Source organism: Pseudomonas sp. C5pp (assembly GCF_000814065.1).
GTDB lineage: Bacteria > Pseudomonadota > Gammaproteobacteria > Pseudomonadales > Pseudomonadaceae > Aquipseudomonas > Aquipseudomonas asiatica.
On record NZ_JWLN01000009.1, the window covers coordinates 57,042 to 73,834 of the forward strand.

Here is a 16,793-nt window from a genome sequence, read left to right on the forward strand (position 1 = left end):
GTTGGAGGCGAAACAACATGAGAAAAACCCTGGTGGCCGTCTTTGCGTGTGCTCTGGCATTCGGCGCAACGGCAATGTTACCTGCCGATATCTCGCCGATGGGTTCCGCGTATGCCAAAGGCGGTGGCGGTGGCGGTGGCGGCCATGGTGGTGGTGGTGGCCACGGCGGCGGCAATGGCGGTGGACGTGGCGCCGGCATGGGTGGGCACAATGGTACTGGCAATGGTGCGGGTCTCGCGGGTGATCATGCCGGCAAGGCTACGCGCGATCATGGTGTGAGCGGCAATCATTATGGAAGCTCACGTAACCAGGACAACGGCCATGGGACCACCACCTCAGGCATTGCCCAGTCCAAGGATACTCGCGGCTTGACGAAATCTACCGCTATCTCGGGGACTACGCCCGGTGATAACAATGCCAAGGGGCTGAGCGGCGCGGTACAAAACTCCTCCAAGAATGATCGATGAGCTTAAGGCTGCCAGGTACTGAAAGGGCCTGGCAGCCGCTTCGTCGAAAGGCTGCGCATTGCGGAACTTGAAAGGCAACCTTATGTCGTATCCGCACTCGAATTTCCCCCCTGCGCCTTTTGGAGGCGAACAAACATGAAAAAAACCCTGGTAGCCGTCTTTACCTGTGCCCTGGCGCTCGGCGCAACTGCAATGTTGCCTGCCGATGTCTCGCCGATTGGTTCCGCATATGCCAAAGGTAATGGCAATGGCGGTGGCAAAGGTGGGTTCAACGGTAATGGCGCCGGCTACGAGAGTGATCATGCAGGCAAGGCCACCCGCAACCATGGCGAGAGCGGCAATCACTATGGAAGCCTGCGCAATGATGACAACGGCCGTGGCATTACCCGGTCCGGCATTGCCCATTCCAAGGAACACAACAAGGCCGGGCGCTCCTCTTCGAAGCACGATCGATAACTGAAAGCGCACATGGCGTGCCCTCGAACCGGGCGATGCGGTTGATGGCACCGGCTGCGCCGGTGTTCGCGGGTAAACCCGCTCCCACAGGTACGGCGCATTCCTTCAGCTGATGAGGCCCCTGTGGGAGCGGGCATGCCCGCGAAGCAGGCGACGCCGTGGATGGCACCGGCTAGGCCGGTATTCGCGGGTAAACCCGCTCCCACAGGTATGGCGCATTCCTTCAGCTGATGGGTCCCTGTGGGAGCGGGCATGCCCGCGAAGCAGGCGACGCGGTGGAAGGCACCGGCTACGCCGGTGTTCGCGGGCGCGCCCACTGCCACAGTCTGGTGCCCGCCAGACCTCAAACCCTGAACCGCGCCACCAACGCCGCCATCTCCCCCACCAACCCCGACAACGTCTTGCTCGCCTCACTGGTCTGCTGCGCCCCTGCTGCCGAGGATGTCGACAGCTCGCGAATGTTCAGCAGGTTGCGGTCCACCTCTCGCGCCACCTGGGCCTGCTCTTCGGCTGCGCTGGCAATCACCAGGTTACGCTCGTTGATCTCGCCGATCGCACTGTAGATACCCTCAAGCACCTGCCCCGAGGCCAGGGTCACATCCAGCGTCGACTGGGCGCGGCTGGTACTGGCCTGCATCGAGGTCATGGCCGCTTCGGTACCCGCCTGCACGCGCCCGATCATCTGCTCGATTTCCTGGGTCGACTGCTGCGTGCGGTAAGCCAGCGTACGCACTTCATCAGCCACCACCGCAAAGCCGCGCCCGGCCTCGCCCGCACGGGCGGCCTCGATGGCGGCATTGAGTGCCAGCAGGTTGGTTTGCTCGGACACCGAGCGAATCACTTCCAGCACCTTGCCGATGTCCCGCACCTGCCCGACCAGTTGCTCCAGATGCGCGCTGCTGGCCTGGATCTCCCGAGTCATGGCCTCGGTGCCGTCGATGTTGTCGTTGACTTGCCGGCGGCTTTGCGCCGCCAGCTGGTTGGATTCGCTGGTGGTCTGCGAGGTGGTGATGGCATTGCGCGCAACCTCCTCAACGGCCGTGGTCATTTCGGTAACGGCGGTAGCGGCCTGCTCCAGCTCCTGGCCCTGCTGGCGCAGGTTGTTGGCGCTTTCCTCGGTGACCATATTCAGCGCCGTGGCGGCTGCGTCCAGCTGCCTGGCACAGTTGCTGATCTGCCCCAGGGTGTCGCGCTGGCTCTGCTGCATGCGCTCAAGTTCATGGAACAGCTGGCCGATCTCGTTACTGCCCTGCCCCTGCACCGGCACGCTCAGGTCGCCGCCGGCAATGCGCTGGAAGTGCCGGCCAGCTTCGCGCAGCGGGTGCAGCACGCGCTGGGCAATAAAGGCCCAGCACAGCACCGCCAACACCAACGTCACGCCCAGCAGCCCCAGACTCAGCAGTTGGGCGCGCGCCAGGCGCCGGTCGGATTCCAGCATGATCTGCTGACCGCGCTCACTCAATGCGCCGACCAGTTGCTGGCGCAGCGCCTGCAGCCGGCCCATGGCGTTGCCGGCGTCGGTGTTGACCTTGAAATACTGCTCGAGCGAACGTTGACGGGTTGCCTCACGCTGCCCGGCGACCGCCTTGGAATACTCGCCGTAGGTGGTTTGCAGTGCCGTTGCCAGTGCGTGCAGCGCAGGCTCGCGGGCGTTTTCGACAAACTCGTCCACCAGCTTCTGGCTCTTGTCGTTCAGCTCGACCGACAGCGCCATGCGCTTGTTGGCGCTTTCCTCATGACCACCCAGCTGCTCGATGAAGCCCGAGGACACATTGGCACTGGCGCGAATCGCCATCAGCAATGCATTGTTCAACCGGTCCGACTGGTGCGCGGTCTGGTCCAGTTCGGTGATCTGCTGGTCGCTGCCCACCGCCGCCCGCCAGGCACTGACGGTGGAAAACAGCAGGGTCACGCTGAACAGCGACAGCACCCAGAACATTCCGGTGCGGATCTTCAGGTTGGCAAGCATGGGGGCAGTACTCCTTGTTGGCACCACTTCTGGTCGATGATTCGACGGTGGGTGTGCTGCTATCGGAGGTACTGCCCCAGGCTTGAGGCGCCGGAGTGCGGTTATGGGCGGTAACCGAACAGATGTTGTCGAGGCACAGACTGGGCAACGGGCAACAAGCCGACCAGGCGGGAACTTCAACGTTCCAATTCGGTCGATAGCATCCCCTCGCCCTGCAACCTGGCCCGCCCAAGCCCTGCCGAGTCTTCCGCCGATGCCCAGCACACCTGTTCTGTCAGCCCTGCTCCTGTTGTTCAGCGCAATCACGGCACAGGGCGCACTGGCCGGCGAACGCTACGCGCCCACACGCAGCAACAATGCCTCGACGGTACTGATCGAAACCGCCTCGCAACAATATGCCGACGGCCAGCTGGACCAGGCGGCAGCCACCCTGGAGCGTGCGCTGCACATTCAGCCGAACAACCCGGCAACGCTGCACTACCTTGGCGTTTTGCGCCTTCAGCAAGGGCAGTATGAACAGGCCGAAACCCTGGCGCTTCGCTCCAACCTGCGTGTTGGCAACAATCACGCCCTGCGCAGCCGCAACCTGCAGCTGATAGAAGCCGCGCACAAGGCCCAGGGCTCGGGCATGCTGCCGACGGCTGCACACTGACGGCGATCAGACACTGCGCGTCAGGCCAGCATCGACCAGCTTTGCCACCGGCTGCGCCGGTGATCACCCGCAAGTCAGCTCTCATGGAACTACCCATAACTCATTGCATTAGCAGGGACCCTGTGGGAGCGGCTTTAGCCGCGAACACCGGCACAGCCGGTGCCATGCACCGCGTTGGATTCTTCGCGGCTAAAGCCGCTCCCACAGAGTCCGCGGACCGCTTGCGAATTCAGTTCTCTACTCGACAGCGCAGCCCAAAGAGCTGGGTGATCGCCCACAGGGATTGCACTGGACCGATGTTGCAATCGCCTTCGCCGCCTGCGCCAAACGTTGTGTAGCCAGCCGGATTTCATCCATGCCCAGCGAGGCGAACCCGAGGCGCAAGGCATTTTCCGCATGACCAAACGGCGAAAACTGCCGGCCACTGCGTACCACCAGGTCCAACTCCAACGCCTTGCCAACCAACTGATCCACATTGATCCCGTCAGCAAACCTCACCCACAGCGCCAGCCCACCTTCCGGCTCGCGCACGGTTACCTGCTCGCCAAAGGCATCGCGCAAGCAAGCCAACAGGGTCTCTCGACGCCGGCGATACTCCCGGGTGACCCGACGCAAGTGCTTCTTCAGCTCGCCATCATTGATCAAGTCCGCCAGCATCTGCTGCATCACCGCATCGCCCTGCCCCAGGGTCAGCGTCGCCCTGCGTTCGAGCGCTTCGGCCACCTCCGCCGGCGCCACGATGAAACTGCAACGGAACGTACTGCCCAAGGACTTGGACAATGAGCCAATGTAGATCACATGCCGCTGCTGACGGTCGCTGGCCAGCGGCAGGTAAGGCCTCCCGGCAAAGTGGTATTCATGGTCGTAGTCTTCCTCGACCACGCAGAAGTCGTGCTGCCGCGCCAGTTCCAGCAACTGCTGCCGGCGCCCGGCAGGCAGGCTGACCGTGGTCGGGAACTGGTGATGGGGTGTGATGTACAGCATGCGTACCTGGTGCAGCCGGCACAATGCATCGATCTGCTCGACCCGACAGCCCTCCTCATCCAGGTCCACGGTGACCAGCCGGGCGCCCAGCTGGCGGAAGATCTCCCACGCAGGCGGATAGCTCAGGCGCTCTACCAGCACAACGTCACCGGGCTTGAGCAGCACGCTGGCCACCAGGTACAGCGACATCTGCACGCCCTGGGTCAGGCAGATATGCTCGGCGCCAACGTTCAGGCTGCGATTGTGCCGCAGCATGTCGGCCAAGGCGCTGCGCAGGGAGTGGCTGCTGCACGCGCTGCCATGGCGCACGGTGTTGGCGGCAAAGCTGTTGCGCAAGGCATTACGGTAATAGCGGTGCAGAACGGTCTGCGGCAGCAGGCGGTGGTCACAGGCGCCGTTGTCGAAGAACAGCGCACCCGGCCGATCCTGCTGCGCGGCAGCCTGTTCGTTGGCCGCGAAGTACGCAACGGCAGGCTCCTGCTGTAGCACCAGGGCAAAGGGCTGCGCTGCATCGGGCTCGGCCAGGGTGCCAGCCGCCAGCTGCCGACTGACGAAGGTGCCACGGCGCTGCACGCTTTCCAGCCAGCCCTTGGTCTCGGCTTCCTCGTAGGCGAGGATCACCGTCTTGCGATTGACGTTCAGCAGTTGCGCCATTTCCCGCGTGCCGGGCAACGGCGTACCGGGGCGCAGGCGGCCCTCGGTGATAGCGGCTACCAGGCCCTCGACGATCTGCCTGTACGAGGCATGCGACTGCGCCGCGTCAAGCTTGAGCAGCGGCTGCCATTTGCGAAGCTGGACCATGTGAATTAACCGAAACTGGAGGTTCTACTGGTCCTGAACTATAGCAACAATCGAACCTCCACTTGCCCCGAGGTGCCCATGCAGAACCGCCACGTCATTGAACTGTCGCCCTCGGGCAAAACCTTCGACGCCAATCAGGAACTGCTGCTCGATGCCATGCTCGCCAGCGGCCTGCCGGTACCCTTCTCCTGCCGCCGCGGCGCCTGCGGGTCGTGCAAGGTCAAGGTGGTGTCGGGGCAGTATCGGGACAAGCAGCGGACGGCAGACATGCCCGCGCCCTGCTACCCCCTGGCCGACGACGAAATGTTGCTGTGCCAGAGCCACGCCTGCAGTGACATGTGCCTGGAAATTCCCGGCTGGTCCCTGGAAACCCAGGCGCTGGAAATCCACGCGCAGGTTCATGGCAAACGCGAACTGAGCGCCGATATCGTCGAACTGGTGCTTCAGCCTGCGCAGCCGTTGTCGGCACGGGCTGGCCAGTACGTACGCTTTCGGCTGGACAACGGCGATAGCCGCTGTTTTTCCATCGCCAACCTGCCCGACCGGGACCAGGGGAAACTGGTGTTTCACATCCGCAAGGTCAGTGGCGGCCTGTTTACCGAACTCCTGCTGCCAACCCTGCATGCAGGTGACACCTTGAAACTGGAAGGACCGGTGGGTGCCTGCACCTGGCAGCACGAGGCCCAGCGCCCCCTGGTACTGTTCGCCACCGGTACAGGTTACGCCGGCATCAAGCCATTGCTGCTGACCGCCCTGGCAGGTGATGCCGAGGTCACGTTGTACTGGGGCGGCAGATCGGACGCCGACTTCTATGACCGTGAGTTTCTCGACCAGGCCAGCCGTGCACACGCTCACTTTCGCTGGCACCCGGTGCTGTCGGACCAGGCGCGCGTGCAGCAGGTGGCGCTGGCCCAGGCCCATCGCTGGGCCGACACCCAGGTCTATGCCTGCGGCAATGCCACGATGATCAGCCAGGTTCGCGAGCAGTGCCTCGCAGCAGGCCTGCAGCCCCATCGTTTTGTCGCGGAGGCTTTCGTTGCCAGCGGCACACTGGCGCCAGAGGCTTCAACAGCCAGCCCGTTGCACCCGGAGCTGGAAAAAGTCGGCCCACGCTACTCGCTGGACGGCATGCTCGCTGCCCGCGAGCAGTCGGTGCGGGCCGTTGCTGCGATAGCGAACCAGCTGAAAGTCGGCATGACCACTGCCCAGGCGCTGGAGATGGCCGCGCAAACCTTGCAGGCGATGGGTGCATCGCACACCTGGCACCCGACCTACATCCGCTTTGGCGACGACACCGTGCGCACGCCGCGCCAAGGCATTGATCTGCAACGTGTATTACGTACTACGGATATCGTCGTGGTCGACGTCGGCCCGGTATGGGATGGCTATGAGGGCGACTATGGCGACACCTTCGTGTTCGGCCAGCACGAGCTGCACCACGCCTGCGTCAAGGCACTGCATGAGGTGTTCGACGAAACCCGCCAGGCCTGGGGCCGTGGCCTGACCGGGCGCGAACTGTACGACTTCGCCGAGCGCAGTGCCCAGGTAAAAGGCTGGCAGCTGGAGCGCAACCTGGCCGGACATCGCATCGCCGACTTCCCGCATGTGCTGTATGGGCAGGACAAACTGGCTGAGGTGGAAATCGTCCCGAGCGAAGTGGTGTGGGTGCTGGAGATCCAGCTGTGCCACCCTAGCGAGCCGGTCGGGGCGTTTTTCGAAGACATCCTGATCGGTGAGGCCAGGTCGTTCTCATAGATTCAGAAGCAAGCGATCCGCGTACCCTGTGGGAGCGGCTTTAGCCGCGAAGAATCCAACGCGCTGCATGGCACCGGCTGCGCCGGTGTTCGCGGCTAAAGCCGCTCCCACAGGGGCCCCGCTAATTCAATGAGTTTTGCGCTGTTCTATCTCAAGCGCCGAGCAAATCCACAACGCTTCGCAGCTTGCCCCGGGTCATCTCCGTGCACGCCTGCATGGGCTCTCGCAGTTCGTCGGTCATCAGCCCCTGCAGCTGCAAGGCCGCCTTGACCACAGCCGGGTTGGGCTCGGCAAAGGCCATCTTTATCCAAGGCAGCAATTGGTAGAACGTGCCGCGCGCGGCTACCCAGTCGCCATGGTCGACCTGCTGCAGCATGCGCACGTACAGGTCGGCCCGCACATGCGCCGAAGCCGAAATGGCCCCTGCGCCACCCAGGCACAGGTTGTTGAAGATCTGCACGTCCTCACCGGCCAGCACCTGGGCGTGGCCGTCCTGGATCAGGGCCATGGTGGTCTCGCTGTCACCGCCGCAGTCCTTCACCGCCGCGATGCGCGGGTGGCGCACGATGCGGCGCAGGGTTTCACGCTCGATACGTACCCCGGTGCGGTAGGGTATGTCGTAGACGATCACCGGTACGCTGGCGGCATCCGCCACGGTGCTGAAGAACGCTTCGATGCCGGCCTGCGAAGGCCGGATGTAGCACGGCGCAGGGACCAGCAGCCCGCCAATCTCACGCCGCTGGATTTCAGCCTGGAAGGCCAACAGCTCGCGCAAGTTGTAGCCCGACAGGCCCATCACCACCCTGCCCGGCTCCACCCAGGCCAGCACGGCATCCAGCACGGCCAGTTGTTCGGCCTTGGACAGCGCCGCCGCCTCGCCCGTGGTACCGCATACCACAAAACCGGCCACACCCTCTTCGAGCAGCTTCTTCACCAGTTTTTCCAGGGCGGCGAAGTCGACTTCATTGGCGCGCAATGGCGTGACGAGGGCAATCCAGATACCACGGAAATTCGACATGCAAAAACTCCTGATGTTGACCGAAAGTCAGCGTCAGCAGGGCAGAGAGTCGAAGTGGTCTGGCAGGGATACCTGGCGCCTTCTGTCTCGTCAGCCCACCTGACGAGACAGCGCGCCTCGGTCAGATGAGCGGCTGTTTCTTGGATTTCTTGGCAACGGCAACGCACGCGCCTGCCTGGGCGATGAAGCCCGAAGCGAAAATGGCGTGGTTGGAAATGGACATGCCGGCAAGCCCGTTGCGTGGATATGGCTGGATAATGGTGGCGCGGCGCACTCGGTGTCAACACCGAGATAGCAAACCCATCCGGCTGCGCCGGTGTTCGCGGCCAAAGCCGCACAGAGATCTGTGGGCCCGGTCTTGTACAAGAGATATTTGATCAATCCAGCATCCACCCATCATCGCCCTCCTCCAGCACACCACCGTGATCCGTCCGGTCGCCTTTACGCGCCACAGCCGCGCCCTCGACCAGGAAATGCTCAGCCCCACTCTCGATCACGGCACCGCACGTGGTCCGATCCCCCACCCTGGCAACCGCCCTGCCGTTGAAGATGTACGTTGCACTGCCGCTTTCTACCTCGTTGATGCCATGCAGCGGACAGACATGTCGATGGCCTACAAGTACGACAGGATTCATTGGGCCTCTCCTTCTGATGGCCCGGTGCGAGATTCACGGTCTATCTCCTCTGGCCAATTAACCTTGGGTGCCAGGCAATGCATGTGGCTCAGGCCATCGTCATCGTTCCAGTCACGGGGTGGGTGCACGAACTTCGGCAGGGCTTCGGGGCCTTGCTGCATGAATAGCCGGGCGATGGCCCAGTAGGCTTCACCGTGGTACAGGTCGTGGGTGAAGAAGACGCGGTCGATGACTTCGTTGGTTTCCGGGTTGCGGACCGACAGCATGACGTTTTCGATCAGCCCACCGTGGCCGGGGGCGTAGACTCGGTAGACTTCGGCGGTTACGTCGTCCCAGTTGTAGGCGACCGGTTTGACGCCCCAGTGTTTGCGGCTGAACAGATAGATGTAGTGGAATCTGAATTGATAGAGATAAATCTTGCGTCGCAGGCGATTGAAGCGGATTGGTTCGTCCCTTGGGAGCATTAGGTCGATCTTTACAAAGGATGCAACCGCCCACATACCGATCAGAGGTACCAGCACTATAACAACAGCAACATACCAGTCACGCGACCAACTAACATCCAGCATAAGCAAATACAAATATATAAGCGCACCAGAAGACGCGATCAACCCTGGAATTCCCAGCAGGACCGCAACACCACGCAAACTGACAGTAGACCGAGGAAGCTCCAAGTACACTTCATCTAGATAGTTAGGTGATGGATTTATATCCTCAAAACTAAAACGCGGAACCTTCTGTGAGCTGACATCAGGCAGATCATAACTCCAACAAAGAGCCCGCCCCCAAAGAGCTTTAGACTTAGCTTTCACTCATTAACCTCCTTGGCACATACCTCAACATAGGCACTCGGCACATCCCTATCTGGCCAATACATCACTAATAGTGTCGCAGCTCTAATATTATGCAGCCCGATAGTCGGCATAAGTTCCACAGCTCCGGTGATTTCCAATCTGGACACATGCGAGCCACCTAAGCCCCACGATCGTCGCTGTTTATTCACTAAAAAATCACTTTTGTAGTCAGGCGACCTTGGCTGAGAAAAGCCAGGGAGCTTTACAGCCTTAGCAAGAGCCTTGACAGGAAAGGCCTGATATTCATCAACAATAAGAGTCTCACCGCCAACAAATTCGGGGAAGGTTCCGTCACCCTGTCGATGTACTACTAGGGTCCAACGAAAGGCCGAGTTCTGATCACTGTACCCAGGCAATTCAATTCGAAACTTAAGTTGATGTTCTAGCGCCAAGCTGACCAAGCCACCTATCTTGGAGGCAGCCGGATCGCTTGAGCGCCTGGACTCGAAATGAACCCCCACATACACGCCTAGCGTGGCCGCATTAAGCTCTGCAAATGCAATATCTGCATACTCAGGAACATCCCAATGCACAGCTGGCTTTTCATCAGCCTTCCCAAAGTAGCAGCGTCGTGCCCAGCGCTCTAGTGCGGTAGATTCGCTTCCCTCAGCCAACTTGCTGATTGCGTAGGCAGTGAGCGCCAGCACTACAGCCAGACCTAAAGGCCCTAATACAAATGACTTAATAACTGCATAGGCAAATACCCCAGTGGAGATGCCATATACGAACCCTGCACTATAATAAAGCGCTCCCGCCTTACTATCCGCTGCTGTCAGTGCGCGTTTAGCAGCAGAAAATGCTTGCACTGTGTCAAAAATTCCAGCTATCGCACTGACCATTGCACCGAGCCTTATCAGCGACACTCCAACTCCGGACGTGCTTTTAGCCCATGACTCGGCCATGTGGCCGGTACTTGATCTCAAAATGAGCCCAACCAGTTCGATTTGCCCTCCCAACAGGCCCAACTGCGATCCTTGCAACGCCAACCTGGCCTCATGCGCCTTGGGCCCAATCTCCGTTTCCGCCTTTTCCTGATTCCTGCCCAGGCTGTCCTGCTGCAGATACAACCCGCCTATCGCCAGCAGGACTTCCCAGCTACCAGCAATCCCGCGCAATCCAGAAAAACCGGTTTTTACCAATCGAACCGCCTGCTGCGTCGTGATCTTCATCCCCTGCAACAACCTGCGCGCATCGGTTTCCAACGTCCCCGTTGCCACCGAGATATCCACCAAGGCAAGCTGCGCCGCGCTGCTCGCCTGGGTTACCCCCATGCTGGCCTCCTTGAACAGCCGCCCATGCACTTCCTCGGCCTTGCCCTCGACCCACACCGTCACGCTGATCATCGTATTGGTGAACCGCGGGTCGAGCATTGCAAGGCTCATCAAGCCATGCTGGATGATCGGCCGCACCTTGCGCATGGCCTTCATCGAGCCAAACTCGAAGTCATCGATATTGCGGCGCATCCGGTCCCGCGCCTCGGCGATCGACGCATTGGCCTTGTGCTGCAACTCCCGGAGGTGGGCGCTCTGCAAGGCGTAGTACTCGCCCAGCTTCATCTGCACTTCCAGCTCGATCAGGTGGACGCCGTTGTAGAGAAACTGCGTGGCGCTGTTCAAATGCCGCACAGCCTTGTGAATGCCAGGTGACAAACATGGCGCCAGCCGCTGACTGGCCGCATTGAGCGCGCTCTGCGTTTCCGCAATGGCCTGCTTGAGGGTATTGCGCGTGCGCAGGCCGGCGTCATCGCTGGCGATGATCTTGCTCAGCATGCCGTAAAGCTTGTCGCTGTCGTTCCAGTTGATCGCTTCTGTGGCGGAGAAACTGGGCAGCAGCCCGGCCAGCAGTGCCTGGTCGCGTATCAGCAAGGCGCGGTAGGGCGGGCTGTCAGGGTCCTGCAGCCATTTCAGCCAGAGCAGTTCGCTGGTGCCGGAAGCGGGAACATGCGGTTCAAGGCGGGGGACGACAGCTTCCGTAACGCCGCCGCCCAGGCACAGGGCCATGGTCTTGGCGTAGGCCACCCCGGACTCACGATCGTTACCGTCGTAGTCGTACGCCTCGGCCACCTTGAACATGGGCGTATCGAACAAGGCAACGTACGCCTGCGCGTCCTTGTCGATGTAACGCTGAAACTCACGTTCCTGCTGCTCATAGTCAGCCTGGAACGCGGCCCGCTGCGGTTCGTGGTAGCGCTCTTCAAGCCGCTCGTCACTCTCCTGCTGCGCACGCTCGACCAACAGCTGCCGCTCGACTGCCGGGTCGGTGAACACCGGCGGCCCATCACCCGTCATCGGTTCCAGCGACGGCACCTTCTGCGCCGCCCATTCCCTGTGCGTGGCGCGAATGATCTGCAGGATCTGCGAGGTCTGCAGCTGATAGGCGCGCATCGGGTCTTCACGCCAGGCCTGACGCTTCAGTACCCAGTTCAGCCGCTGATGGTTGTACTCCTGAATCAGCCCGACAGTGTCGTCGAGCACCACCGCCAGCACGCCGTTTTCCAGCTTGTGCCGGTTTATCGCATTGACCAGATACCCGCGCAGGGCGAACCGGCGCAACCAGCGGCTGTGGAAGCCATGCGCACTGTCGAAGGGGGCACAGCCATGCTGGGCGTACTCGAACACCTGCTGGTCGACCCCAAGCTTATCGGGCGTCATGGCGATGCCCAGCAGTTCGGGATTGTTGCGGGCCTGAATCAGGTCCAGGCCCTCGAAGCGATGCGCAGGCGACGCGCCGCTCTTGTAGGCGTTCAGCACGCTCACCGGCCAGGCGTCACTGGAGAAGGCCAGCCAGGCGCTGGTGTACCTGTCGGTATCGAGGTTGAGAAAGGCCGAAGGAATATCGTGATCTGCGTTCACGCATTTTTCGGGCAGCGGCGAAGGCGGGCCATCTGGCGGCTCGTAGGGGTTGAAGCGGCGCAGATGACCTTGCTCGCTGACGGCATAGGCATGCCAGACCTGCTGATCGAGCAGCACATACAGGAAGCCCCTGCGCAAGGTGCGCAAGCCGATCTTCGCCGTGATATGCCGGTTATCCGCCACGGTGGAGACACACTCGGGGCGGGTATCGGGCACCAGGGCGCGGCGCAGCGGCAGGATCGGCAGGCCCTGGCGCTCGCAGAACATGCACTGGTCGTGCGGCAGCCCGGCTTCGGCGATCGCGAGGGCAATACGTTGGCTGATGGTCATGAGCGACTCTCGGATTTCGGCAGGCATTCGATCAGTTGGCGCCATTGCGCCTCGGAGTAGCGGGCGAGCAACGCGGCAAGAGGCGCCTGGCCTCTGGCCGCTGCATCGATCATTTCGCCCACCGCAGGTACGGTATGCAGCCTCGGGTGAATGCACAGGTGATGGAGAGCGAAGGCCACGATGTCCTCCATCGCGCTCAGGCCCAACCTGCGTGCATCATCGATATGGTTCGAAGCACGCACCGCAGCAAACGGTGGAATCTGACACTGATTGATGTGCTGCGAACCCGCCCGCAACACTCTCCAGGTAGCCAGCACACGTTCGATCAGCCCCACGTCATCCTGAATTCGCCGCGCTGGGGTCGGCAAAGGGTGTCGCTGCCCGCTCTGCCCTTTCAGGCTTGCCAACCTCCCACCGCTACTCAGGAACAACCAGTCACTGATCGGCCACCATGGGCCTTGTTCAAGCCGCTCGAAGGTCGCCGCAAGCAACTCCAGCCGGACGGGTTCGTAGACCGGGTAGCAGCCAAATTCCCGATTGGAATCGGGTAGCCGACACAAGGCCGTGAGATGGGACGCGACAGTGGCCGAAGGCGCCTCACTGAACAGCCAGCCACACAGGTAACGCCGTTGCTGAAACAACGCCCTCTGCGCCGCTCGGGCGGTCAGTTCCAGCAGACGGCGACTGGGGACCATGCCGGGCGAAGCCAGGCAGACCAGTACGGGATGCAGTTGTGGGGCATGGGCCAGGTCGGCCCGGTGCACACGGGTCAATGCCTGCTCACCCAGGGCATTGCGCAGCGGGGCAAGCACGGTGTGGTCGCCATCGTGAGCAGTCGCACGCGGATCTATCAGCACATGGCAGTACAAGTGCGCCCCATGATGGCTTTCGATGAGCCTCGCCAGGTTGTCAGTGCGCATCAGGCCTTGGCCTCGCACTTGTTGCTGGCGTCAGGCGCAAGCGTAAGTGGCTGGCTGTTTCCAGCCCCTGACGCAGCCGCGCTGGTTTGCCCCAACAACTCGAGCTTCAGCCCGTTGATGGTGATGCCCTGCCCGTCCAGCACAATGCTGCCGCCCGCGGTTCTGAACTCGATGCGCTCACTGGCGCGCAGCTGAAAGATCGTCGTATGTTGCTCCATGCCCTGCCCGACGGTGACCTTTTGCGTACCTTTGACGACAAGCTCGGCGTCCTTCCCGACAAGGGCCCGGTGATTGGCCCCTGTTGATTCGCTACGGTCGTTGCCTATTTTCTCGATCAGGTCCTGCTTGATGTCTACGTGGCAGGTTTGCCCGATGAGCTGGGTATGGTCACCCCCGGTTTCCTGGCGGAAGTCATTGCCGATATTCAAGTGCTCATCATTGCCGACCTGCTCGACACGATTACGCCCCACACGCGTGGTCTGATCATTGCCGACTACATTGTTCTGGTCCCGCTGGGCATGGATGAACACTTCTTCCTTGCCGAGTTCGTCCTCGAAGCGCAGCTCGTTGAAACCATCGCCTTTGTGGGTCTGGCTCTTGATGGTCATGCGGGTCTTGTGTTCGGGCAGGTCATACGGCGGCAGTTGGTCGCCGCAATAGGTACGCCCCGTGATCATCGGCTGGTCGGGGTCGGCGTTGACGTACTGGATGATCACGTCCTGGCCGATGCGCGGGATGGCCATCGAGCCCCAGCTGCCGCCTGCCCAGCCTTGTGACACGCGCACCCAGCAGGAGCTGAACTCGTTGTTCTCGCTCTCCCGGTCCCAGGGGAAGCTCACCTTGACCCGGCCCCACTCGTCGCAGTAGATCTCTTCCCCGGGTGGCCCGACGACCGTGGCCATGTGCGGGCCGTCGATGCGTGGCTTGGGCAACGGCGCCGGGCGCCATTCGATCCGGCCGGGTACCAGCACGGCTTCCTGCGAGTAGCGCGTTCCTTGTTCGGCCCCGGCAGCTTCTTCTTGCAGGCTGGTGAACTGGCTGCCCTCGTGATGTACACGCATCACACGCCAATGGGCGTTGAGGTCTTTGCGCGGATGTTCGATGAGGGTGAAGCTCAGCCCCGGTTGCAGGCGTACATCGTCACCCTCGACTTCGGCAATACGGGCGTCATGGCGCAGGGCCGTCAGGCGGGTAGCGGTAAAGGGTACACCGACCGCATCGCGCTTGTAGCGGCCGGGGTAGTCGAAGCGCTCATAGTCCCGGGACTGATGGGTGATGCCACTGTCACCTGCGCGGTGTTCCTGCCGGTACCGCGGGTTGGTGAAGGTGTAGTCCCGCTGCACCTGACGTGCAGTGCGCACCTGTTCGCTGTAACGCAGGCGGCGCAGACAAGGCCTGGCCTGGTCGCCACCGCTGTTGGCGCGGTACAGCACCTGGTCGGGGCCAATGTCGTCTTCGTCGAAGAAGTCTTCATCCTCGTCGTCGGCCTTGAGCGCGCTTCGGCTGATCTGCCCCAGCGCCAGCAGTCGGTCGGTGATGACCAGCTGGTGATGTTTCGGCGTGTGCTCGAAGCGATAGACGAAACCCTCTTCCCCCGCCAGGCGGGCGATGAAGTCGAGGTCCGTTTCACCGGCCTGTACGCAGAACTCGCGCACCTGATGCTCGCCCATGCTGTTGATTTCGAAACGGGCAATGCCCTGGCGCCTGAGCATCAATTCGAGAATCTGCGGCACGGTCTTCTGCTGGAAGATGCGCCAGTTCGAACGCAAGCCGGCACGGGCCAGCACGGGCTCGACCAATGCGCGGTAACGGGTGCGATAGAACCCCGTCTCACCCTGGCTGAAACTGCTGACCAGGCCGTGCACATAGCGCAGGGGGCGCTCACCGCGCCAGATCGTGAACAGCACTGGCTGGTCGAGCAACTGGCCGAAGTCGACCTCGTCTTCAAAACTGATCAATTCCAGTTTCAGCTGGAACGGTGAGCTGATCATTTCGTCGAGTTCGAACGAAACCACCTCGAAGTCAATCTGGCCAGCCAGCGGCTGGAAGGTGAAGCGCAAGTCGGATTGGCTAGGCATGCGGATCCCCTTTGCTACTGCTGCAAAATGCCGTTGAGCGACTCCAGCACCTCGGCGGTGATCAAGCTCAGGCGGTAGCTGTAGTAGCAATAGGCGCAGACCATGGCGATGGCGGAGATCACCAACGGGCTCCACCAGGGCCATTCCCGACGCCGCATACGGTGGGGGCGATGGACCACGTTGGTATAGGGATCGCCCGGGAATTCCGGCGTGGGGCCGCGCAGTGCACGAATGACCTTGTGCATCCGCGAAATCAGGGCGTTGATGATTTCATCGCACTTCGGGTCCAGGGCGTACTTGCCCTTCAGGCCCAGGCAAAAGCAGAAGTACAGGAACTCCAGCACATCCTGGAACTCCTCCGGAGACTGCATCAACCGCTCCAGCAACACGAAGATCTTCTCGCCACCCTGGGTTTCGCCATGGAAGATGCTGAGCAGCGGTTCGTGGCTCCAGCACGAATTGTTCCCCCAGGGGCGACTCATCACGGCCTCGTCCAGGTAAAGGCACAAGGCATAGGAATAGGCTTCGAGGTGCACAGACGAATAACCGTGCTGCTGTATTTCCTCGCGGATTGTGCTGACCTGAATCTGCAGGGTCTTGTGCACATGTTCGATGTTGGGCAGGTCATCCAGCGTACGCAGGCGTATGACCAGGCCGAACAGCGGGTTGGCCGCGTCGAGCATCAGGTTGGCGAAGCCGCCGCGTAGCCGGAAGTCCGGATCGGCCGGATAACCCTCATGATCCGCGCGCCCGCCGTGGCCGGGTGGATAAGGTGAATCGCTGCCCTCCGGGACATCGAGCATGGCATGCAGGCTGCTTTCGGTTACGTCATGGGCAGCGTTGGCGGCCTGGGGTTTTCCAATACGAACAGCAGATGGGCCGGGCATGAAGAGGTCCTTGTCTTCCAGTTAGGCTGAAGACATGAACACTATCGGGGAATCAATTCTTCGAGGAGCGTGGTGCGTCCCAAAGCGCTGTAGGAATTTTCTCCTTTTGGCTTGTCTGGACGCTGTGATGCCGGA

At 61.5% G+C, this 16,793-nt stretch carries 14 protein-coding genes; 4 read left to right on the forward strand and 10 right to left on the reverse strand.

All coding sequences use genetic code 11. The annotated features are described in order from the left end of the window. The first annotated feature begins 17 nt into the window (after positions 1-17). Positions 18-467 (forward strand): hypothetical protein, encoded by a 450-nt coding sequence (locus RR51_RS31500; protein WP_082044673.1) that lies wholly within the window; start codon positions 18-20, stop codon positions 465-467. A 135-nt stretch (positions 468-602) separates the two neighbouring features. Continuing rightward, positions 603-923: a hypothetical protein gene (locus tag RR51_RS09365; RefSeq protein WP_039613297.1), complete on the forward strand. Its 321-nt coding sequence runs from the start codon at positions 603-605 to the stop codon at positions 921-923. Positions 924-1,266: 343 nt separating this feature from the next. Here the strand turns inward: RR51_RS09365 and RR51_RS09370 are convergent, their stop codons facing one another. Continuing rightward, entirely contained in the window at positions 1,267-2,892 is a 1,626-nt protein-coding gene (locus RR51_RS09370) for a methyl-accepting chemotaxis protein (RefSeq protein WP_039613298.1), read from the reverse strand. 253 nt (positions 2,893-3,145) lie between these two features. On the opposite strand from RR51_RS09370, the gene RR51_RS09375 reads away from it, so the two are divergent. After that, complete coding sequence (locus RR51_RS09375; protein WP_024086815.1) at positions 3,146-3,544, forward strand: tetratricopeptide repeat protein; 399 nt, start codon at positions 3,146-3,148, stop codon at positions 3,542-3,544. A 237-nt stretch (positions 3,545-3,781) separates the two neighbouring features. Here the strand turns inward: RR51_RS09375 and pdxR are convergent, their stop codons facing one another. Beyond that, entirely contained in the window at positions 3,782-5,329 is a 1,548-nt protein-coding gene (pdxR, locus tag RR51_RS09380; RefSeq protein WP_039613299.1) for a MocR-like pyridoxine biosynthesis transcription factor PdxR, read from the reverse strand. Between the two features lie 78 nt (positions 5,330-5,407). Here pdxR and RR51_RS09385 point away from each other — a divergent pair, with 78 nt between their 5' ends. Further along, positions 5,408-7,084, forward strand: coding sequence for an NAD(P)H dependent flavin oxidoreductase family protein (locus tag RR51_RS09385; protein ID WP_152619872.1), 1,677 nt, complete (start codon positions 5,408-5,410; stop codon positions 7,082-7,084). A gap of 151 nt (positions 7,085-7,235) precedes the next feature. On the opposite strand, the gene dapA is transcribed toward RR51_RS09385, so the two are convergent. From dapA to icmH, 8 genes are all read right to left on the reverse strand, one after another. Further along, positions 7,236-8,102, reverse strand: coding sequence for a 4-hydroxy-tetrahydrodipicolinate synthase (gene dapA / locus RR51_RS09390; protein ID WP_039613301.1), 867 nt, complete (start codon positions 8,100-8,102; stop codon positions 7,236-7,238). Positions 8,103-8,223: 121 nt separating this feature from the next. Continuing rightward, positions 8,224-8,376 (reverse strand): hypothetical protein, encoded by a 153-nt coding sequence (locus tag RR51_RS31195; RefSeq protein WP_023661540.1) that lies wholly within the window; start codon positions 8,374-8,376, stop codon positions 8,224-8,226. 103 nt (positions 8,377-8,479) lie between these two features. Beyond that, the gene (locus tag RR51_RS09395; RefSeq protein ID WP_039613302.1) at positions 8,480-8,737 is read right to left on the reverse strand and encodes a PAAR domain-containing protein; all 258 of its coding nucleotides are present in this window, start codon (positions 8,735-8,737) and stop codon (positions 8,480-8,482) included. Continuing rightward, positions 8,734-9,306 (reverse strand): DUF6708 domain-containing protein, encoded by a 573-nt coding sequence (locus RR51_RS09400; RefSeq protein WP_330218086.1) that lies wholly within the window; start codon positions 9,304-9,306, stop codon positions 8,734-8,736. The genes RR51_RS09395 and RR51_RS09400 overlap by 4 nt, the downstream gene beginning before the upstream one ends. Positions 9,307-9,545: 239 nt before the next feature. After that, on the reverse strand, positions 9,546-12,773 hold the full coding sequence (locus tag RR51_RS09405; RefSeq protein ID WP_039613304.1) for a T6SS effector BTH_I2691 family protein: 3,228 nt from the start codon (positions 12,771-12,773) through the stop codon (positions 9,546-9,548). Further along, positions 12,770-13,693: a hypothetical protein gene (locus RR51_RS09410; RefSeq protein WP_039613305.1), complete on the reverse strand. Its 924-nt coding sequence runs from the start codon at positions 13,691-13,693 to the stop codon at positions 12,770-12,772. The genes RR51_RS09405 and RR51_RS09410 overlap by 4 nt, the downstream gene beginning before the upstream one ends. Further along, positions 13,693-15,771: a type VI secretion system Vgr family protein gene (locus RR51_RS09415; protein ID WP_039613306.1), complete on the reverse strand. Its 2,079-nt coding sequence runs from the start codon at positions 15,769-15,771 to the stop codon at positions 13,693-13,695. The genes RR51_RS09410 and RR51_RS09415 overlap by 1 nt, the downstream gene beginning before the upstream one ends. A gap of 14 nt (positions 15,772-15,785) precedes the next feature. Beyond that, a complete protein-coding gene (icmH, locus tag RR51_RS09420; protein WP_039613307.1) occupies positions 15,786-16,658 on the reverse strand; it encodes a type IVB secretion system protein IcmH/DotU in 873 nt (290 codons plus the stop codon). Between the last annotated feature and the right edge of the window lie 135 nt (positions 16,659-16,793).